The sequence below is a fragment of the Burkholderia sp. AU44665 genome (assembly GCF_030504405.1).
Taxonomy (GTDB): Bacteria; Pseudomonadota; Gammaproteobacteria; order Burkholderiales; family Burkholderiaceae; genus Burkholderia; species Burkholderia semiarida.
On the sequence record NZ_JAUJRI010000008.1, the window covers coordinates 175213 to 195746 of the forward strand.

The 20534-nt window shown below is 67.4% G+C and carries 17 protein-coding genes; 8 read left to right on the forward strand and 9 right to left on the reverse strand.

Annotation, left to right across the window (positions count from 1 at the left end):
* Positions 1-32: 32 nt before the first annotated feature.
* Positions 33-1493, reverse strand: a complete 1461-nt coding sequence (locus tag QZM15_RS18795; protein ID WP_302107010.1) for an efflux transporter outer membrane subunit — start codon at positions 1491-1493, stop codon at positions 33-35.
* Between the two features lie 77 nt (positions 1494-1570).
* On the opposite strand from QZM15_RS18795, the gene QZM15_RS18800 reads away from it, so the two are divergent.
* The 4 genes from QZM15_RS18800 to QZM15_RS18815 all read left to right on the forward strand — a co-directional run bounded on the left by QZM15_RS18800 (position 1571) and on the right by QZM15_RS18815 (position 7357).
* Positions 1571-2188 (forward strand): TetR/AcrR family transcriptional regulator, encoded by a 618-nt coding sequence (locus tag QZM15_RS18800; protein WP_302107011.1) that lies wholly within the window; start codon positions 1571-1573, stop codon positions 2186-2188.
* An 82-nt stretch (positions 2189-2270) separates the two neighbouring features.
* Positions 2271-3380, forward strand: a complete 1110-nt coding sequence (locus QZM15_RS18805; protein WP_059575080.1) for an efflux RND transporter periplasmic adaptor subunit — start codon at positions 2271-2273, stop codon at positions 3378-3380.
* The gene (locus QZM15_RS18810; RefSeq protein WP_302107012.1) at positions 3377-6517 is read left to right on the forward strand and encodes an efflux RND transporter permease subunit; all 3141 of its coding nucleotides are present in this window, start codon (positions 3377-3379) and stop codon (positions 6515-6517) included. The genes QZM15_RS18805 and QZM15_RS18810 overlap by 4 nt, the downstream gene beginning before the upstream one ends.
* Before the next feature lie 33 nt (positions 6518-6550).
* On the forward strand, positions 6551-7357 hold the full coding sequence (locus QZM15_RS18815) for an oxidoreductase (RefSeq protein ID WP_104013341.1): 807 nt from the start codon (positions 6551-6553) through the stop codon (positions 7355-7357).
* Positions 7358-7524: 167 nt separating this feature from the next.
* Here the strand turns inward: QZM15_RS18815 and QZM15_RS18820 are convergent, their stop codons facing one another.
* From QZM15_RS18820 to QZM15_RS18855, 8 genes are all read right to left on the reverse strand, one after another.
* Positions 7525-7923, reverse strand: coding sequence for a RidA family protein (locus QZM15_RS18820; protein WP_226289182.1), 399 nt, complete (start codon positions 7921-7923; stop codon positions 7525-7527).
* A gap of 67 nt (positions 7924-7990) precedes the next feature.
* Positions 7991-8767, reverse strand: coding sequence for a benzoate diol dehydrogenase BenD (gene benD, locus QZM15_RS18825; protein WP_302107013.1), 777 nt, complete (start codon positions 8765-8767; stop codon positions 7991-7993).
* On the reverse strand, positions 8764-9786 hold the full coding sequence (benC, locus tag QZM15_RS18830; protein WP_104013344.1) for a benzoate 1,2-dioxygenase electron transfer component BenC: 1023 nt from the start codon (positions 9784-9786) through the stop codon (positions 8764-8766). Before benC ends, benD begins: the two co-directional genes overlap by 4 nt.
* A 39-nt stretch (positions 9787-9825) precedes the next feature.
* The gene (gene benB / locus QZM15_RS18835) at positions 9826-10314 is read right to left on the reverse strand and encodes a benzoate 1,2-dioxygenase small subunit (RefSeq protein WP_059637266.1); all 489 of its coding nucleotides are present in this window, start codon (positions 10312-10314) and stop codon (positions 9826-9828) included.
* A complete protein-coding gene (locus QZM15_RS18840) occupies positions 10311-11669 on the reverse strand; it encodes a Rieske 2Fe-2S domain-containing protein (RefSeq protein ID WP_302107014.1) in 1359 nt (452 codons plus the stop codon). The genes benB and QZM15_RS18840 overlap by 4 nt, the downstream gene beginning before the upstream one ends.
* Before the next feature lie 117 nt (positions 11670-11786).
* Positions 11787-12737, reverse strand: coding sequence for a catechol 1,2-dioxygenase (gene catA / locus QZM15_RS18845; protein WP_302107015.1), 951 nt, complete (start codon positions 12735-12737; stop codon positions 11787-11789).
* A gap of 49 nt (positions 12738-12786) precedes the next feature.
* Positions 12787-13923: a muconate/chloromuconate family cycloisomerase gene (locus tag QZM15_RS18850; protein ID WP_059575063.1), complete on the reverse strand. Its 1137-nt coding sequence runs from the start codon at positions 13921-13923 to the stop codon at positions 12787-12789.
* A 464-nt stretch (positions 13924-14387) separates the two neighbouring features.
* A complete protein-coding gene (locus QZM15_RS18855) occupies positions 14388-15020 on the reverse strand; it encodes a TetR/AcrR family transcriptional regulator (protein ID WP_059575062.1) in 633 nt (210 codons plus the stop codon).
* Positions 15021-15172: 152 nt separating this feature from the next.
* On the opposite strand from QZM15_RS18855, the gene QZM15_RS18860 reads away from it, so the two are divergent.
* The 4 genes from QZM15_RS18860 (at position 15173) to QZM15_RS18875 (ending at position 20530) form a co-directional block, all read left to right on the forward strand.
* The gene (locus QZM15_RS18860; RefSeq protein ID WP_302107016.1) at positions 15173-16066 is read left to right on the forward strand and encodes an NAD(P)/FAD-dependent oxidoreductase; all 894 of its coding nucleotides are present in this window, start codon (positions 15173-15175) and stop codon (positions 16064-16066) included.
* 504 nt (positions 16067-16570) lie between these two features.
* The gene (locus tag QZM15_RS18865; protein ID WP_302107017.1) at positions 16571-18043 is read left to right on the forward strand and encodes a benzaldehyde dehydrogenase; all 1473 of its coding nucleotides are present in this window, start codon (positions 16571-16573) and stop codon (positions 18041-18043) included.
* Between the two features lie 14 nt (positions 18044-18057).
* Entirely contained in the window at positions 18058-19185 is a 1128-nt protein-coding gene (locus QZM15_RS18870; RefSeq protein WP_302107018.1) for an NAD(P)-dependent alcohol dehydrogenase, read from the forward strand.
* 169 nt (positions 19186-19354) lie between these two features.
* Positions 19355-20530, forward strand: coding sequence for a helix-turn-helix domain-containing protein (locus QZM15_RS18875; protein ID WP_302107019.1), 1176 nt, complete (start codon positions 19355-19357; stop codon positions 20528-20530).
* The last annotated feature ends 4 nt before the right edge of the window (positions 20531-20534 follow it).

Here is a 20534-nt window from a genome sequence, read left to right on the forward strand (position 1 = left end):
CACGATGCCGATCAGAGGCTCCGGCGCTACCGCTACCGGCTCGCAACGGCCTCGGCCTCCGGCGCCTGCCATCCTCCACCGAGCGCCTTGAACGCCGCGACCGCCGCACGCGCCGATTCGGTTCGCGCCTGCACGCGTTCGTCGGACGCGCGCAGCAAGCTTTCGTCGGCCTGCAACACTTCGATCAGGCTGACGACGCCTTTCTGGTACGCCGCGAACGACGCGGCCCGCGCGCGGCCGAGCGAATCCACGCCGCTGGCCAGCACGGCCGCCTGTTCGTCGCGCTTGACGAGCGCAGAGAACGCATTTTCGACATCCTCGGTGGCGTGCAGCGCCGCGAGCCGATACGCGGCCAGCATTTCGGCTTCCTTTCCTTTGGCGTCTGCGATCTGCGCATTGATCCGGCCGAAGTCGAACAGGCGCCAGCGCAGGCCGAGCACGCCGGCCGCCTGGTTCGCGCCGCCGGCAAACAGGTTGCCCGCGCCCATCGTCGTCGCGCTGCCGAGCAATCCGCTCAGCGAGAACTTCGGGTAATACTCGGCAATCGCCACGCCGATGCGCGCGTTCGACGCCGCAAGGCGTCGCTCGGCGACCATCAGGTCGGGCCGCCGCCTGAGCAATTCGCCCGGCGTGCCCGTCGCCGCGATCCGCGGCGCCACCGGCACGTCGCCGCCGTCGAGCAATTCCGCGCGATGCGTGCCGGGCTGCGCGCCGAGCATCACGTCGAGCGCATTCATCGCCGTGTCCAGCGCCGCCTCGAGCACCGGCACCGTCGCACGAACCTGCGCGAGCGCACCTTCGGCCTGCCTGACCTGAAGCTCCGCCGCGAGCCCCTTCCCGTACAGCAGGTTGATCGTCGACAACAGATCCTGTTCGGTCCGCACCTGATGCCGCGCGACCTTCAGCCGGCCCTGCAACCCGCGAATCGTGATGTAGATGTCGGCCGTCTGCGCGGCGACGGCCAGGCGCGTGGCGACCGCCGCCGCTTCGGATGCCTGATAATCGGCAAGCGCGGCTTGCCGCCCGCGGCGCAGCCCGCCGAACACATCCAGTTCCCAGCTCGCGTTGAAATCGGCTTCGTAGGCGCTCCCGTGACGGTCGAAACCGGGCGTCGAATTCAGAACGCGCCCCAACGGCGTTTCGACCGACTGATAGACGCGCGCGGCCTGGCCCGTCACATTGCCAGACGGCAACAGCGCCGCATTGGCCGCCCCGAGCCCGGCACGCGCTTGCGTGACGCGGGCCGCGGCCTGCGCGAGATCGAGGTTCTGTGCAAGCGCGAGCGTGACGAACCGGGTCAACTGCGGATCGCCGAAGCCCGTCCACCACGTCGCGAGTTCGGCGTCGGCCGCCGCGCGCCGCTGCTCCACGGCGCTCTGGCCCTGGAAGCGCTGCGGCATGGCGACGTCCGGCCGCACGTAGTCGGGACCGACGGCGCATCCGGCAGACAGGAGCGCGGCGAGCAGCGCGGCAACGATGGGTTTCGGTAGCATGACGGTTTCAGTCAAGATCAGGTGGTGACTATAATACCAAATAGTCACTCGTTGTCCATCCCTGCCAGCCGCAACCCATGAAAGAAAACTCCGCTTCCCCCGCGCCCGCACGCGGCCCGGCCGATCACGACGTGCGCGACCAGATCGTGGCCGCCGCTACCGAGCACTTCAGCCGGTACGGCTACGAGAAGACGACCGTGTCCGACCTCGCGAAGTCCATCGGCTTCTCGAAGGCCTATATCTACAAGTTCTTCGAGTCGAAACAGGCGATCGGCGAGATGATCTGCTCGAACTGCCTGCATGAAATCGAGACCGACGTGCGCGCCGCCGTCGCCGAAGCGGAACTGCCCACCGAAAAGCTGCGGCGCATGTTCAAGGTTTCTACCGAAGCGAGCCTGCGGCTGTTCTTCCGCGACCGCAAGCTGTACGACATCGCCGCGTCGGCCGCCACCGGCAACTGGCAGTCGGTGCAGGCCTATGAGGCCCGTGTGCAGAAGCTGCTGCAGGAGGTGCTGCAGGCGGGCAGGCAAAGCGGCGAGTTCGAGCGCAAGACGCCGCTGGACGAAACCGCGACGGCGATCTACCTCGTGATGCGGCCGTACCTGAATCCGCTGCTGCTGCAGTACAACCTCGACACGACCGACGCCGCGCCCGCGCAGTTGTCGAGCCTGGTGCTCCGCAGCCTCGCCCCATGAACCGACACCGTTTGTGACTATTGACTATTTTGGTCACTAGATACACAATGAAAGCCCCGATCACCTCGTCAGTGGGTCTTTCATGGTCCGGCGTCGCCTCGCTCTCCTTGCAGTCGCTTCCGCGCTGCCCCTCGCGCTAGCCGCCTGCAGCGGAAAAGCGCCTTCCGATCCGCGCACGGAAGCGCCGCTCGTGCGTACCGCCATCGTGCACGCAGCCGCGCCCGCATCGCGGTCGTTTACCGGCACCGTCGCCGCCCGCGTGCAGAGCGACCTCGGGTTCCGGGTGTCCGGCAAGGTGCTGGAGCGGCTCGTCGATACCGGGCAAACCGTCCGCCGCGGCCAGCCGCTGATGCGCATCGACCCCGTCGACCTGAAGCTCGCGGCGCGCGCACGCGATGAAGCGGTGGCCGCGGCACGGGCACGCGCGCGGCAGACCGCCGAAGACGAAGCGCGCTACCGCGACCTGCGCGGCACCGGCGCGATATCGGCATCGGCCTATGACCAGGTCAAGGCCGCGGCCGACGCCGCGAAAGCCCAGTTGAGCGCCGCCGAGGCCGACGCCGACGTCGCGCGCAATGCGACCGGCTACGCGGAACTGGTCGCGGACGGCGACGGCGTCGTGATGGAAACGCTCGCGGAGCCCGGCCAGGTCGTCAGCGCCGGCCAGCCGGTCGTGCGGCTCGCGCACGCCGGCAGCCGGGAAGCGGTGATCCAGCTGCCGGAAACGCTGCGCCCCGCGGTCGGATCCATCGCGCAGGCAGAGCTGTTCGGCAAGCCGGGCGCGAGTGTCCCCGCGACGCTGCGCCAGTTGTCCAACGCCGCGGATGCGCGAACGCGCACGTTCGAAGCGCGCTACGTGTTGCAGGGCGCGCTGGCCGCCGCACCGCTGGGCGCGACCGTCACGATCCGCATGCCGGACGACGCGCGCACGACGCCGCAAGCCGGCCTGCAGGTACCGATCGGCGCGCTGCTGGATGCAGGCAAAGGGCCCGGCGTGTGGGTCGTCGCGGGCGATCCGGCCAAGGTGGGATGGCGGCCCGTCACGGTCGAGCATCTGGACGACGACAGCGCGCGCGTGTCCGGCGCACTGAAGCAAGGCGAGCGGGTCGTCGCGCTCGGCGCGCAGTTGCTGCGCGACGGCGAAGCGGTTCGCGTGGCCGCCACGGCCGCACACGAAGGAGCACGGCCGTGAGCGAACGCCGCTTCAACCTGTCGGCGCTCGCGGTGCGCGAGCGCGCGATCACGCTGTTCCTGATCTGCCTGATTTCGCTCGCGGGGCTCGTATCGTTCTTCAAGCTGGGGCGCGCGGAAGACCCGGCCTTCACCGTCAAGGTGATGACCATCGTCACCGCATGGCCGGGCGCGACCGCGCAGGAAATGCACGACCAGGTGGCCGAAAAGATCGAAAAGCGATTGCAGGCGTTACGCTGGTACGACCGCACCGAAACCTACACGCGCCCCGGCCTCGCGTTCACGACGCTGACGTTGCTCGACAGCACGCCGCCGTCCGAGGTGCAGGAGCAGTTCTATCAGGCGCGCAAGAAAATCGGCGACGTCGCGAACGATCTGCCGGCCGGCGTGATCGGCCCGCTGGTCAACGACGAATACGCGGACGTCACGTTCGCGCTGTTCGCGCTGAAGGCCAAGGGCGAACCGCAGCGCCTGCTGGTTCGCGATGCGGAGACGCAGCGCCAGCGGCTGCTGCATGTGCCGGGCGTGAAGAAGGTCGACATCATCGGCGAACAGGCGGAGCGCATCTACGTGCAGCTGTCGCACGACCGGCTCGCGACGCTCGGCGTGAGCCCGCAGGACGTATTCGCCGCGCTCAATGGCCAGAACGCGCTGACGCCGGCCGGCTCCGTCGAGACGCGCGGGCCGGAGATCTTCATTCGCATGGATGGCGCGTTCGACAAGCTGCAGAAGATTCGCGACACGCCGATCGTCGCGCAGGGCCGCACGTTGAAACTGTCGGACATCGCCACCGTCGAGCGCGGCTACGAAGACCCGTCCACCTTCATGATCCGCAACAACGGCGAACCCGCGCTGCTGCTCGGCGTCGTGATGCGCGACGGCTGGAACGGGCTCGACCTCGGCCGCGCGCTGGACCGGGAAGTCGGCGCGATCAACGCGGAGTTGCCGCTCGGCATGAGCCTGACCAAGGTCACCGACCAGTCCGTGAACATCAGCTCGGCCGTCGACGAGTTCATGGTCAAGTTCTTCGCCGCGCTGCTCGTCGTGATGCTGGTGAGCTTCGTCAGCATGGGCTGGCGCGTCGGCCTCGTCGTCGCCGCGGCCGTGCCGCTGACGCTCGCCGTGGTGTTCGTCGTGATGGCCGCCACCGGCAAGAACTTCGATCGCATCACGCTCGGTTCGCTGATCCTCGCGCTCGGTCTGCTCGTCGACGACGCGATCATCGCGATCGAAATGATGGTCGTGAAAATGGAGGAAGGCTACGACCGCGTGGCCGCGTCGGCTTACGCGTGGAGCCATACGGCCGCGCCGATGCTGGCCGGCACGCTGGTCACCGCGGTCGGCTTCATGCCGAACGGCTTCGCGCGCTCCACCGCCGGCGAATACACGAGCAACATGTTCTGGATCGTCGGGATCGCGCTGATCGCATCGTGGGTCGTCGCCGTCGCGTTCACGCCGTACCTCGGCGTGAAGATGCTGCCGAACCTCAAGAAGTTCGAAGGCGGTCACGATGCGATCTACGACACGCCGCGCTACAACCGTTTCCGACAGGTGCTGACGCGCGTGATTGCGCGTAAATGGCTGGTTGCGGCGTCCGTCGTCGGCCTGTTCGTACTCGCCATTCTCGGCATGGCCGTCGTCAAGAAGCAGTTCTTCCCGATCTCCGATCGCCCCGAGGTCCTCGTCGAGGTGCAGATGCCGTACGGCACGTCGATTTCGCAAACGAGCGCGGCCACGTCGAAGGTCGAAGCGTGGCTCGCGAAGCAGAAGGAAGCGAGGATCGTCACCGCGTACGTCGGCCAGGGCGCGCCGCGCTTTTATCTGGCGATGGGGCCGGAGCTGCCCGATCCGTCGTTCGCGAAGATCGTCGTGCGCACCGACAGCCAGGACGAGCGCGACGCGTTGAAGGCACGCCTGCGGCAGGCGATCGCCGACGGCCTCGCGCCCGATGCGCGCGTGCGCGTGACGCAGCTCGTGTTCGGCCCGTATTCGCCGTTCCCGGTCGCGTATCGGGTCACGGGCCCCGATCCGGACACGCTGCGCGGCATCGCGGCCGACGTCGAGCGCGTGATGGCCGGCAGCCCGATGATGCGCACGGTCAATGCCGATTGGGGCACGCGCGCGCCGGCGCTGCATTTCACGTTGGAGCAGGACCGCCTGCAGGCCGTCGGGTTGACGTCCAGCGCGGTCGCGCAGCAGCTGCAGTTTCTGTTGACCGGAGTGCCCGTCACCGAGGTGCGCGAGGATATCCGGACCGTGCAGGTGGTCGCCCGCTCGGGCGGCGATGCACGGCTCGACCCGGCGCGGCTCGACGACTTCACGCTCGCCGGCGCGAACGGGCAGCGCATTCCGCTGTCGCAGGTCGGCAAGGTCGACGTGCGCATGGAAGAGCCGATCATGCGCTGGCGCGATCGCGTGCCGACGCTCACGGTGCGCGGCGACATCGCCGACGGCCTGCAGCCGCCGGACGTGTCGGCCGCGATCACGAAGCAGCTTCAGCCGATCGTCGCCGCGCTGCCGAGCGGCTATCGAATCGAGGAAGCCGGCTCGATCGAGGAATCGGGCAAGGCCACGAAGGCGATGCTGCCGCTGTTCCCGATCATGCTGGCGGTGACGCTGATCATCATCATCTTCCAGGTGCGCTCGATCTCCGCGATGGTGATGGTGTTCCTGACGAGCCCGCTCGGCCTGATCGGCGTGGTGCCGACGCTGATCCTGTTCCGGCAGCCGTTCGGCATCAATGCGCTGGTGGGCCTCATCGCGCTGTCGGGGATCCTGATGCGCAACACGCTGATCCTGATCGGCCAGATTCACCAGAACGAACAGGCTGGGCTGGATCCGTTCCACGCGGTCGTCGAGGCGACCGTGCAGCGGGCGCGCCCGGTGATCCTCACCGCGATGGCGGCCGTGCTCGCGTTCATACCGCTCACGCATTCGGTGTTCTGGGGCACGCTCGCGTACACGCTGATCGGCGGCACGTTCGCCGGGACGATCCTCACGCTGATGTTCCTGCCGGCGATGTATGCGATCTGGTTCAGGATCCGGCCCGGTCATTCCGCCGCCGCCCGCCACGGCGGCCATGAACCGGCAGCGCCTGCCACGACCGCACTTCAGCCCGCGCTGGATGCGCGCGATTGATATTCCCCATTCCCCGTATCGAAGGAAACAGCCATGTCGAATTCCACCGTTGTCGTCGTGACCGGCGTGTCGTCGGGCATCGGGCGCGTCGCCGCAGAACGATTCGCCAAACGGGGCTGCCGCGTGTTCGGCACCGTGCGCAGCATCGCGCGAACGGCGCCCGTCGCCGGCGTCGAGCTGATCGAGATGGACGTGCGTGACGACGCGTCCGTTCGATCCGGCATCCGGACGATCATCGACCGCGCCGCGCGTATCGACGTGCTCGTGAACAATGCGGGCATGAGCCTGATCGGCGCGGTGGAGGAGACGTCGGTGGACGAAGCCGACGCGTTGTTCGACACCAATGTATTCGGCATCCTGCGTACGACCCGTGCGGTACTTCCGCACATGCGGGCGCAACGGCGTGGCCGGATCGTCAATGTCAGCTCGGTGCTCGGCTTTCTGCCGGCGCCGTACATGGGGCTTTATTCGGCGTCCAAACATGCGGTGGAAGGTTTGACCGAATCGCTCGATCACGAGCTGCGCCAGTTCGGCATTCGCGCGACGCTGGTCGAGCCGTCGTTTACGCGGACCAACCTGGACGTCAACGCGCCGCAGGCGAGCGCGCCGATCGCCGATTACGACCGCGAGCGCACGCTCGCGGCGCGCGCCGTCGGCGACAGCGTGAAAGCCGCGCCGCACCCCGAGGGCGTGGCCGCCACCGTCGTCGACGCGGCGCTCGGGGCATGGCGGATGCGGCGCACGCCCAACGGCGAGGCGTCGCTGCTGCGCAGGTTGCGGCGCTTCATGCCGGCCGGCCCGGTCGATGCGAGCCTGCGGAAAAAATTCCGGCTCGCGTGACGCGGCCGGCCGACGAAACGTCCGTGGACGAGGCACCCGCCAGGGAAATCGGCATCATCGGAACCGGCTTGCGTACCGGCTGAGGGCGGTAGCCGGAACGCCGGGGCGCCTCGCGGTGACGGTCGCCGGGATCGAAGGCGATGCGAAGCAAGCCGCGACGCCGACACTCACCGCTGCAACACCGCCACCGCCTTGATCTCGACGATATAGCCGGGTGCGCCGCCCAGCATGTGCGCGCCGACCGCCGTCCACGCCGGCTTCGGATGCGCGCGGAGGTAGCGGTCGCGCACCTGCATGAACAGCGGCAGGTCGCGCATGTCGGTGTGGAAGGTCGTGAGATCCACGACGTCGTCGAGCGACGCACCGCCCGCTTCGAGCACGCGCTTCAGGTTCTCGAACGCCTGCACGATCTGTGCTTCACGACCTTCGACCAGTTGCATCGCCGCGTCGCGGCCGATCTGGCCGGACACGTACAACGTATCGCCCACCTTGACCGCCGGCGCATAGCCGATTTTTTCGTACACGGCTTCCATGCCGGCCGGAACGATCGCTTCGCGTTGTTGCATGAGTGTCTCCGTGGCCGGACTCGCAGCGCCGGCCGATTGTTCGTGTGAGGATCGGTGCGCGCGCCGCTCAACCCGTATCGCCGCCCGCCACCGGCAGCACCGTCCCGGTGATATAGCTCGCTTCATCGGATGCGAGAAACAGAATCGGCGCGATCTGTTCGTCGAGCGTGCCGTAGCGCTTGAAGTACGTCGAGTCGGTCACCTGCCGCACCGCTTCCCCCATCCACGCCTGTTCCTGCTCGGTGTCGCCGGCCGCATTGCGCGGCACGCGGCGCGGCGGCGCGCTGGTGCCGCCCGGCGCGGTGGCGACGACGCGGACGTTGTGTTCCGCGTACTCCATCGCGAGCGCCGACGTCAGCGCGTTCACACCGCCCTTCGCGGCCGAATACGGCACGCGGCGAATCCCGCGCGTCGCGTTCGACGAGATGTTGACGATCGTGCCGCCGCCACGCGCGATCAGGTGCGGCAGCACGGCATGGCAGGTATAGAGCGTCGGCATCAGCGAACGGCGGATTTCCGCGTCGATCTGCGCGGGCTCGAACTCGGCGAACGGCCGCATGCGAATCGCGCCGCCGACACCGTTGATCAGGATGTCGATACCGCCGAACGTCTGCACCCCGTATGCAATCGCCGCATGCGCGCCTTCGTACGTTTCGAGATCGGCGACGAAGCCGGCTGTGTCGCCGCCGCCCGCTTCCGCCGCGACCTCGGCCACGAAATCCGCGCGATCGACGAACAGTACCCTGCCGCCCTCGGCCGCCGCCCGCAGCGCGACGCCGCGGCCGATGCCCTGCGCCGCGCCCGTGACAACGACGACCTTGCCGGAGAATCGTTGCATGATCATGCCGCCTTTGCCGTGACGTTGGGGGTGAACTTCTCGTAGTGGAAGCTGGCCGGCTTCACGCCCGCTTCGTCGAAGTACTGGCGCACCGCATCGACCATCGGCGGCGGCCCGCACAGGTAGACGTCGACGTCGCCGTCGTTCAGCGCGTCGGCCGGGATGTGCTGCGTGACCCAACCCTTGCGCGGATGGCTCGACGCGGCGTCCGCGACGACGGTGGCAAAGCTGAAGTTCGGCAGCTTCGCCGCAACCGCCTCGATCGCGTCGACCAGCACGAGATCGAGATCGCGCGTCACGCCGTAGACGAGGTGCACCTTCTGCCGCGACCCGCTGCGCGCGAGCACGTCGAGCATCGACAGGAACGGCGCGAGGCCCGTGCCGCCGGCGAGGAACAGCAGCGGCCGCTGCACGTCGCGCAGGTAGAAGCTGCCGAGCGGCCCGTTCAGTTCGAGCGTGTCGCCGGGTTTCGCCGATTCGAGCCACGTGCTCATCACGCCGCCCGGAATCTTCTTGATCAGGAATCCGACCTTCGTATCGCCCGGCGCGGACGAGAACGAATACGAGCGATGCTGGCCGCTGCCCGGCACACCGATGTTCACGTACTGGCCCGGCAGGAACGCCGGTGCGCTCGCGCCGACATCGAGCTCGAGCACGACGGCCGCATCGTTGTGCTGCTCGACCTTCGTGACCGTCGCGGCGAAGCTGCTCTGCCCGGTCTTGCACGCGACCGACGACGTCGGCACCGCGATCACGCAGTCGCTTTGCGGCACCATCTGGCACGTCAGCACGAGGCCACCGTCCTTTTCGTCCTCGGTGAGCGCATCGTCGATGTAGTCGTCGCCGAGGTCGTAGCGGCCGCTTTCGGCGCGGCACTTGCAGGTGCCGCACACGCCGTCGGAACAATCCATCGGCAGGTTGATCTTCGCGCGGAAAGCCGCATCGAGCACCTTCTCGCCGGCCTTGCAGTCGATGAAGCGGGTTACCCCGTCCTCGAAATTCAATGCAATCTTGTAGCTGGACATCGCGTCACCTCCACTTCCTTTCATGGCAAACAACGGGCGTCAGACGTGATAGACGTCGAGCACCTGCCGGATGTAGTCGTTCTTCAGCACGATCTTCTTGTGCGAGATCAGCAGCGCGTCGCCCGCCTGCCGCAGCGTGACGAACACCGTGCCGAAGAAGTGGTCGGTGACGCGGTAGCGGTGATTCAGCGTATGAAAGTTGTAGCGCACGTCGACCTCGCCGTCGCGTTCGGCCAGCACCTCGACGTTCGTCACGTTGTGGCTGGTACGCGGTTCGGGCGTCGATGCGCCGCTGCGCTCGGTCTTGATCCGGAACACGCGATCCTCGAGCCCGCCGCGATCCGGGTAGTACATCAGCGAAATCTGGCGCTGCGGATCGTCGGTCGGCCGATCGTCGTCGTCCCACGCGGGCATCCAGTACGTGACGTCCTCCGTGTAGCAGGTCAGCCATGCGTCCCACTCGCGATCGTCGAGCAGACGCGCCTCGCGATACAGCGTCGCGCAAATCGTCCGGTAATCGAAGCTCATGCCGCCACCTCCCCGCGTTCCTTCTTCAGCGCATCGCGCATCACGTGCACCCAGTGTTCGTGCTGGCACACGAACAGCCCTTCGTCCTCGCTGCGCTCGCCCGAAATGCGCGGGTTCAGCCCCATCTTCCTCGCGTTCTCGTCGGGTCCGTCGATCCACAGCGGCGCACCGCGCGACAGGTCGTTCCACATCGCCGTGATGCCCGCATAGCCGGCCTGGCACGCGCGGAATTCCTCGAGATCGTCGGCCGTGCCCATGCCGGTCACGTTGAAGAAATCCTCGTACTGGCGGATGCGCGTCGTGCGGTCGGCTTCGCTCTCGCCCTTCGGCGCGAAGCAGAAGATGCTGACTTCGGTCTTGTCGACCGCGAGCGGACGCACCACGCGGATCTGCGTGCTGAACTGGTCCATCAGGAACACGTTCGGATACACGCACAGGTTGCGCGTCTGGTTCACGATGAAATCGGCCTGCACGTCGCCGACGCGCGCACGGATCTCGTCGCGGTGCCGGTACACGGGCCGCACTTCCGGGTTCATCGTCTTGGTCCACAGCAGGATGTGGCCGTGGTCGAAGCCGTACACGCCCGCGACCGACTTGCTCCAGCTGTTCGCGTCGACCGCCTTGGTGCCCGCTTCCTTGCGGCGGCCCATCGTCGCCGCATAGTTCCAGTGCACGGTGCTGACGTGATAGCCGTCGCAGCCGTTCTCCATCTGCATCTTCCAGTTGCCTTCGTAGATGTAGGACGAGTTGCCGCGCAGCACTTCGAGACCGTTCGGCGCCTGATCGACGATCTGGTCGATGATCACGCGCGCTTCGCCGAGGTAGTCCTCGAGCGGCAGCACGTCGGCGTTGAGGCTGCCGAACAGGAAGCCGCGATAGTTCGCGAAGCGCGCGACCTTCTTCAGGTCGTGCGAGCCGTGCGTGTTGAACTGCACCGGATACTCGGTCGTCTTCTCGTCCTTCACCTTCAGCAGCTTGCCGGTGTTCGAGAAGGTCCAGCCGTGGAACGGGCACGTGAAGCTGCCCTTGTTGCCGTGCTTGCGGCGGCACAGCATCGCGCCCTTGTGCGCACACGCATTGATCACCGCATGCAGCTCGCCGGTCTTGTCGCGCGTGATGACGATCGGCTGGCGGCCGATCCACGTCGTGTAGTAATCGTTGTTGTCGGGAATCTGGCTTTCGTGCGCCAGATACACCCAGTTGCCCTCGAAGATATGCTTCATCTCGAGCTCGTACAGCGCCGCGTTCGTGAAGATGTCGCGGCGGCAGCGGAAAATGCCGGCCTCCTTGTCATCCTGCACGGCGGTTTCCAGCAGGTGATCCAGTTCGGTCGTAGCGTCGATCGTGACGGACATGATGGCTCCTTCCATGCGCGTGCCGCGTCCTGCAAGCACGCTCGCATCGGTATCGGTTGAGTCTCGGGGAACCGGCCGGCAGCGTCGGCGCACGCACGCCGCCGTGCCGTCGGCGGGTTATGCCGTGGCGGACGCGCGCAGGCGTTCGACGATCTGGTTGTCCTTGCCCTGTACGAGCGGCGTCAGCACGAAGTCGAATTCGATGTCCTGGTACGCGTCGGCCTTGAGCCCGAGCGCCGTGCCGCCGGTCTTCTGCGTGACGGGCGGAATCAATTCCTCGCGCGTCGCATACGCGAAGTCGTCCCAGATCAGCGGATCGCCGTCGATGTTGAACTGCGTCGTGAGCTTGCGGTGGTCGTCGCTCGTCACGAAGAAGTGCACGTGCGCGGGACGGTTGCCGTGACGGCCGAGACGGTTCAGCAGTTGCTGCGTCGCGCCCTGCGGCGGGCAGCCGTAGCCGACCGGCATCAGCGTGCGGAATTCGTATTTGCCGTCCGCGCCCGTCCTCACCGCGCCGCGCAGGTTGAAGTCGGTCTGCGCGCCGGTTGGATCGAAGTGCGAATAGAAGCCGTGCGAATTCGCATGCCAGCATTCGACCAGCGCGCCAGTCACCGGCTTGCCGTCGAGATCCTTCACCGTGCCGTGGATCACGAGCGGGCCCGCGCCTTCGTCCGCGTCGAGGTCGATCTTCGCGACGCCGTCGCGCACCGGAGCGCCCGCCACGTACAGCGGCCCCTCGATCGTGCGCGGCGTGCCGCCGTCGAGGCCGATCGCCTCGTCCTCGGCATCCATCCGGATGTCGAGATACTTCTCGAGACCGAGGCCGGCCGCGAGCAGCGCCGCTTCGCCATCCTGACCGAGCTTGTTCAGGTAGTTCACGCCGGCCCACACTTCGTCCGGCGTGATGTCGAGATCGTCGATCGCCTTGAACAGGTCGCCGAGCAGGCGCAGCACGATCTGCTGCGTACGTGCGTCGCCCTTCGAGCCGTTTCCGCCGCTCCCGCTCGCGTTCGATGCGGCCTTCAGCAGGTCCTGCACTTCCTTCGTGTCGAAAACCTTGACGCTCATGATGCTGTCTCCATGTGTATTGGGGGATGACGGTCTTGGCCTGACTCGATTACCGCACGACTTTCGTCAGCCCGTCGCGGGTGAAGCGCCTGACCTTGTCCTCGTCGAGCGCGATGCCGAGACCGGGGCCGTCCGGCACGGTCAGTTCGAAGTCGCTGTAGTCCAGCGGCTGCGTCAGGATTTCCTCGGTGATCAACAGCGGACCGAACAGTTCGGTGCCCCACTGCAGGTTCGCGACGCTCGCGAACAGGTGCGCGGACGCCACCGTGCCGAACGCGCCTTCGAGCATCGTGCCGCCGTACAGCTCGATGCCGGCCGCGTCCGCGATCGCCGCGACGCGTTGCGCGGCGAACAGGCCGCCACTCTGTTCGATCTTGATCGCGAACACGTCGGCGCCGTGATGCTTCGCGATCTCGAATGCGCTGTCCGGGCCTTGCAGGATTTCGTCGGCCATCAGCGCGACCGGGAAGCGGCGCATCAGGCGCGCGAGCGCCGCGGCCGACGCCACAGGCTGCTCGACCAGTTCACAGCCCGCATCGGCGAGCGCCGGGATCGCGCGCGCGGCCTGCGTTTCGCTCCACGCCATGTTCACGTCGACGCGCACCGACGCGCGCTCGCCGAGCGCCTGCTTGATCTCGGCCACGTGGCGGATGTCCGTTTCCGGCGCTCTCGCGCCGATCTTCAGCTTGAATACGTTGTGGCGGCGCAGGTCGAGCATGCGTTCGGCTTCGGCGATGTCGGCGGCCGTATCGCCCGACGCGAGCGTCCATGCAACCGGCAGGCGGTCGCGGCGGCGGCCGCCGAGCAGTTCGCTGACCGGCACGCCGAGACGCTTGCCGTGCGCGTCAAGCAGCGCGGTTTCGAGCGCGCTCTTCGCGAAGTGATTGACCTTCGCGAGCTTGCCGACATGCGCCATCAGCGCCTGGACGCGCGTCGCGTCACGGCCGACGATCGCCGGCGCGAGGTACGCGTCGATCGCGAGCTTCATCGCTTCCGGGCTTTCCGGGCCGTAGGCCATTCCGGCGATCGTCGTGCCTTCGCCGATACCGGTCACGCCGTCGCTGCAGAACACCTTCACGAGCATCAGCGTCTGGCCGTGCATCGTGGCCACCGACAGCTTGTGCGGGCGGATCGTCGGCAGATCGACGAGGCGGGTTTCGATGCGTTCGATGGTCGCGGAGGACATGGGGTGCGCTGCGTGGGGGTGGTTCATGGGACGGATTTATACGCGGCGGGGAAACGGGGCGTCCAATACTTTTAGGCGGGATTTTCGATACCTGGCAGGTATTGAAATCGCACTGGCTGCGCGAAATATGGCGGTGCGCCATACCTGTTTTGGATAGGTATGCTGGCTGGGAGGCTTGATGGAGCGCGGTCGTGCGGGTTCGGGGTGGTGTTTGAGCGGAAAGCTTACTGCTACTGCTTTTGGCAGGCGGAAAACCCGCTGAAACCGGTGGCCTGCCGAGGCGATCAGGGTTTTCCTGATGGGAAAAGGGTGCGGCTGGTCATCCGGTCTTCAGCTTCGATGTCGGCTTCTGCGAATGATCGGAAGGAAATGGGTCGGCGGATTACCGACGTTCTTGAACGACCCTCGTCGTCTGTCAGAAGCCGACGGGCGCTATCGCCCAGAAAGCGACCTTCGTTCGCGGCCTAGATGCCACCGTGCGCGGCAATGAACATGGCGACGGCCGACCGGCAATAGGACTCGATTTCGTCGTCGTCCTCTGCGCGCGCCTCATCGAAGCGCGCGACAAGCAGAAGATCGGATCCTTTGAAAAGCGCGGCAAACAAGCGGGCGGACCGGTGAGCATCGGGCACGTTCAGAATCGCTTTCGCGTGCAACTGACGCAACACCGCCTCGATTTGAGCGATGACACGGGCCGGCCCGGCTTCGTAATGAAGCTTGCTCAACGACCTTTGATTCGTCTTGTCGGCCAAAACCATGGCTTCGACACTGCGGACGTCCGGGCTCAACAGCGTGCGAAGCAGCGATGATCCCACCGCCATGAGCTGATCTTCGACCGAACCGTCGACGCCTTCGGAAAGGGTCTGCGGTGCGAATTGATCGCAACGAGCCACCATGGCCGCGCTGAACAGCGCCTCCTTGTTCTCGAAGTGCCGATAGATGCTGAGCTTGGATATCTTCGCCCGCTGGGCGACCTTGTCCATGGTCGTCGCTTGAAAACCCAATTCCACAAAGAGTTCGGAGGCGGCGTCGACTATCGTTTGGCGAAGCGCTTCGTTCGCCGGCCGGCCGCGGCGGCCCGGGTTGTTTTCGGTCACGACAATTCCAGTACTTGACAGTATTCAAATTCCAGCATTACGATACCACGCAGTATCACAAATGTGCAAGCCAATGGGGTCGGCTTCGCGTATCGCTGGACGATATTGCGCATCAGCCCGCCCCCTCCATCCACGACACGGAGCCCATCACCATGAACGACGTCATCATCATCGGCGGCAGCTTTGCCGGCCTCGCCGCCGCCCTGCAGCTCGGTCGGGCCCGCCGCGCGGTCACCGTGCTCGATACCGGCCGGCCGCGCAACCGCTTTGCCGGCCATTCACATGGCCTGCTCGGCCACGATCACAAGCCGCCGCTGGACATCCTGGTCGAGGCGCGACGGCAACTGGCGCGCTATCCGACGATCACGCTGGTCAATGCCCGGGCGGAGAGCGTGTCCGGCGCGATCGACGATTTCCGTGTCGTCACGGACGATAACGAAATCCTGACGGCGCGCCGCCTGATCCTGAGCTATGGCGTCGCCGATCAGATGCCCGATGTTCCGGGCTTCGCGGAAAGCTGGGGCACGTCCATCGTACCCTGCCCCTATTGCGACGGCTTTGAAGCCGCCGGCCAGCATTGGGGGCTCGTTTGGTCCGGCCCGCAGTCGCACCAGTCTGTCAGGCTGTTCCGCGACTGGACCGACAAATTGACCGTCTTCGCCGATGGTCACGACATCGCGCCGGATATCCAGGCCGATCTGGCCCGCCGCAACATCCCTGTCGTCGATGGCCGGATCGTGGAGATCGCCCATCGCAATGGCCATATCACCACCGTCAATCTCGATACCCGCCGCCATGTCGCGGTCGACATCCTGTTCGCCCAGCCGCGCAACAAGCCGTCCGCAAGCCTGCATGAATCGCTGGGCCTCGCCACGGTCGATACGCCCACCGGCATCGTCCTCGAGGTCGACGCGCGCCGCCAAACCAGCATGCCCGGTATCTACGCCGCCGGCGACCTCGCCACGCCATTCTTGCCCTCGGTCACCCAGGCATCGTCGCAGGGCGCGATGGCGGGTATCTTCGCCCAACAATCGATGCTGGTTTGAGCACGCGGATTCCGTTCTCCGGTTGCATCGCCCCCTTCGAAGCGGCTGGCGTGGATCGGAGGTGAAGAACGGATTCGTCCAGTTTGACGGAATGGCAGGAGCGGTTGGTGTGCGTCGGGTTCCGGCGGCAGGCGGCGCCGGTCTCGACGCCTGAGACGATCACGCGCAAGTCTGGCGCCTTGTTGCTGGTGGAGGTGGCCTGGCTCGAGAAAAGCCGAGCATGGGCCTTGGCGCCGCTTTGCGCGCCGAGCCTTCGGATACGGCGCACGTCGCGCCGCACCCGCTCTACCTGCCGCGTCATCGGCCGGCACGCCGCAACAATCCACCCACCGACTGTCCAGTTTCCGTACACCGAATCGCGAACGCTCTCCAAACCATGCGCGCGCCGCGCGTGGGAAGAAACCCGGATAGCCCCGCTTCCCCACACCGGCCTACCCTCGCGCGCACGCCGGTCGACGCCAGGCAACACCCGATCCGGCGATCCGAATTTCCCCAGGAGCGCACATGGATAGCAGCAGGAACCCCGCCCTCTTCGACGCCGACATCTGGCGCGGCAGGATCTTCACCGGACGCTGGCACGCGAGCCCGCACGCGGCCGACGTGATCGAACCGGCGACCGGCAACACGCTCGGCCGCATCGGTCTCGCGGACAGCGCGGCCATCGCCGACGCATCGGCCGCCGCACATCGCGCACAGCCCGCGTGGTTCGCCCTACCCTACGACGACCGCGCGGCGGTCCTGCGCCGCGCGGCGGCCGTCGCCGAAACGCACTTCGACGCGATCGTCGACTGGCTCGTGCGCGAAAGCGGCTCGACCCGCGCGAAGGCGTCGTTCGAAACGTCGGTCACGATCAAGGCGCTGCACGAAGCGGCCGGACTGCCGTCGCGCGCGGCCGGCGAAGTGCTGCCGTCGACGGCAGTCCGGCTGTCGCTCGCGCGCCGCCGCCCGCGCGGCGTGGTCGGCGTGATCTCGCCGTTCAATTTCCCACTGTACCTCGCGATACGCGCGGTCGCGCCGGCGCTCGCGCTCGGCAACGCGGTCGTGCTGAAGCCCGATCCGCGCACCGCCGTGTGCGGCGGCATCGCGATCGCCCGCGTGTTCGAGCTCGCCGGCTTGCCCGAAGGCGTGCTGCACGTGCTGCCCGGCGACGGCGCGGCCGGCGCGGCGCTGGTCGCCGATCCGCACGTCGCGATGATCCAGTTCACGGGTTCCACCGCGGCCGGGCGCAAGGTCGGCGAAGCGGCGGGCCGCCATCTGAAGAAGGTATCGCTCGAACTCGGCGGCAAGAATTCGCTGATCGTGCTCGACGATGCCGACCTCGACCGCGCGGTCGCCAACACCGCGTGGGGCGCGTATCTGCATCAAGGCCAGATCTGCATGGCGACCGGCCGCGTGCTCGTGCAGCGCGCGATTCATGACCGCTTCGTCGCGAAGCTCGTCGAAAAGGCGCAAAGCCTGCGCGTGGGCGACCCGGCCACCGGCGACGTCGGCCTGGGCCCGCTGATCAACGCCGCGCAGCGCGACCATGCGGCGAGCGTGGTCGACGCGGCCCGCCGCGCGGGCGCGCGTGTCGAGACGGGCGGCGGCCATCGCGGCCTGTTCTTCGAGCCGACCGTGCTGAGCGGCGTCGCGCCGGGCAATCCGGCATTCGACGAGGAAATCTTCGGGCCGGTCGCGATCGTCGTGCCGTTCGATACCGACGAGGACGCGATCGCACTCGCCAATCAAACCGAATACGGGCTCTCGATGGCGATCCTGTCGGCCGACGTCGGCCGCGCGCTGCGAATCGGCGAGCGCTTGAACACCGGGCTGCTGCACATCAACGACCAGACGGTCAACGACGAAGCGATCAACCCGTTCGGCGGCGTCGGCGCATCGGGCAATGGCTCGAGCATCGGCGGTGCGGCAAACTGGGAGGAATTCACGCAGTGGCAGTGGCTGACGATCAAGGGTGAAGCGCCGCTGTATCCGATTTGACGAGGAGACCGATCATGTACACCGAACACGATACACGCGCCGTCACCGCGGCCGTCGCGCGCGCGGCCGGCGCACCCTTCTCCATTGAATCCGCCCGCATTCGCGCGCCGCGCGGCGACGAGGTGCTCGTGCGCGTCGTCGCGACCGGCTTGTGCCATACCGACCTGATCGTGCGCGACCAGTACTATCCGGTGCCGCTGCCGGCCGTGCTCGGCCACGAAGGCGCCGGCGTGGTCGAGGCGGTCGGCCCGAACGTGAAGACGCTCGCGGCCGGCGATCACGTCGTGCTGACCTACGGCGCGTGCGGCCACTGCGCGTCGTGCGTCGGCGGTCACGGCGCGTATTGCCGGCAGTTCTTCGCGCTGAATTTCGGCGGCGCCGACTCGGAGGGCCAGACGGCCATGCGGGACGAGGCCGGGCAACCGCTGCACGATCATTTCTTCGCGCAGTCGTCGTTCGCGAGCTACGCGCTCGCACGCGAGAACAACGCGATCAAGGTGCCGAAGGAAGCGCCGCTCGAACTGCTCGGCCCGCTCGGCTGCGGAATCCAGACCGGCGCGGGCGCGGTAATCAATTCGCTCGCGGTGCGCCCGGGCAGCAGCTTCGCGAGCTTCGGCGCGGGCGCGGTCGGCATGAGCGCCGTGATGGCCGCGCGCATCGCCGGCGCGACGACGATCATCGCCGTCGACATCGTGCCGTCGCGGCTCGCGCTGGCGCTGGAGCTCGGCGCGACGCATGCGATCAACAGCCGGGAAGTCGACGTCGTCGACGCGATCCGCGAGATCACCGGCGGCGGCGTCGACTACGCGCTCGAATCGACCGGGCTGCCGGCCGTGCTGTCGCAAGGGATCGACGCGCTCGGCTCGCGCGGCACGATGGGCGTGGTCGGCGCGCCGAAGCTGGGCACGAAGGCGGAATTCGACGTGAACAGCCTGCTGCTCGGCGGCCACACGATCCGCGGCATCGTCGAAGGCGACAGCGTGCCGCAGACGTTCATTCCGCAGCTCGTGCAGCTGTATCTGCAAGGTCGGTTTCCGTTCGACCGGCTGGTGAAGTTCTATCCGCTCGACCAGATCAACCAGGCGGCGGAAGACAGCAGCAACGGAAGCACGCTCAAGCCGATCCTGCGGTTGCCGCATTGAGCGGCGATGCGCCGCCGTCCGCGCGGTACATGGCGACCGCCGGGGGCCTCGCACGGCAGCGTAGCCGCCGCGAAAATACCGCGCCGGGGGCGCCGGGCTATATTACGCATTCGCGCGACACGGGGCCTGCACGTCCAGCCCCGACCTTCGACCCCAACTGGAGCGCAGCGTGAATACAGCCCCCGAATCCCCTGCACGGCCGGTCGACCTCCACCGGCTTCGCGCCCGCTTCGCTGCGGGCGAGCCGCTGCCGGAAACGGCGTTGCCGGCCAGCGTCGCGCGCTCGTGGCTGCGTTCGCGCGCGGCCGGGCTGCGGCCGTGGGAAGCCGCCCGCTATGAAATGCAGCGCGAGCGCGACGAATCCCGCGACGACCGGCGGCTCTATCGCTGCGTCGCGCAGGAGATCGAGCCGCTGTGGGCCGCGTTCGGCGGCCGCGAATGGGCGATCATGTGCGTCAACCCACGCGGCACGATCGTGCATGCGCGGCGCAGCCCGCAATGCGACGACGCGCTGCTGACGCCGATCGTCGCCGGCCGCCGGATCGTCGAACCGAACATCGGCACGACCGCGCCGAGCTGCGTGATTCACGACGGCGCCGAGGCCGTCGTCGCGGGCGCGCAACACTATCTCGACGAGTTCTCGCGGGTGTTCTGTCTCGCGGTGCCGCTCGTCGGTTTCGACGGCGAAGTGATCGGCGCGCTCGATATCACCGGGATCGGCCGGCGCAACGTCGCGCAATTGCACGAGCCGTTCCGGCATGCGTCGCTGTCGGCCGAGCAGCGGCTCTATGCGATGCTGCGCGACTGCCATCTGCTGCAGGTGCAATTCGATCCGCGCTGGCTCGGCACGCCGCTCGCCGGCGTCATCGCGCTCGACGAAGCGGGCCGCGTGCGTGCGGTGAGCCGCCTGGCGCGCCGGATGCTCGATCTCGCGCCCGAAGGGCCGGTCGCGCCGGTCGGTCACCGCCAACTGTTTCCCGGCGCGACACCCGCGCAGCAGCGTCGCTTGCTGACACCGTCGCGCACGCCGCAGCGGATCGCGCGCGACGATGGCAGCCACGTATGGGTGCGCACCGTGCGCGCCCCGCTCGATCGCACGACCGCGGCGCGGCACGCCGACGTACTCGCCGACGCGGAGGACGTGTGCCACGCGGCGCCGGCCGGCCGCCCTCACGCCAACGCCAGCCTGCGCGAACAGTCGCTCGATGCGATCCGGCGCGCGCTCGACGAGCATGACGGCAACGTGTCGGCGGCCGCGCGGCAACTCGGCATTTCACGCACGACGCTGTATGCGAAACTGCGGCAGCGCGATGCGGCGGGGATCAGGCACGGCGGGGCGCATTGACCAT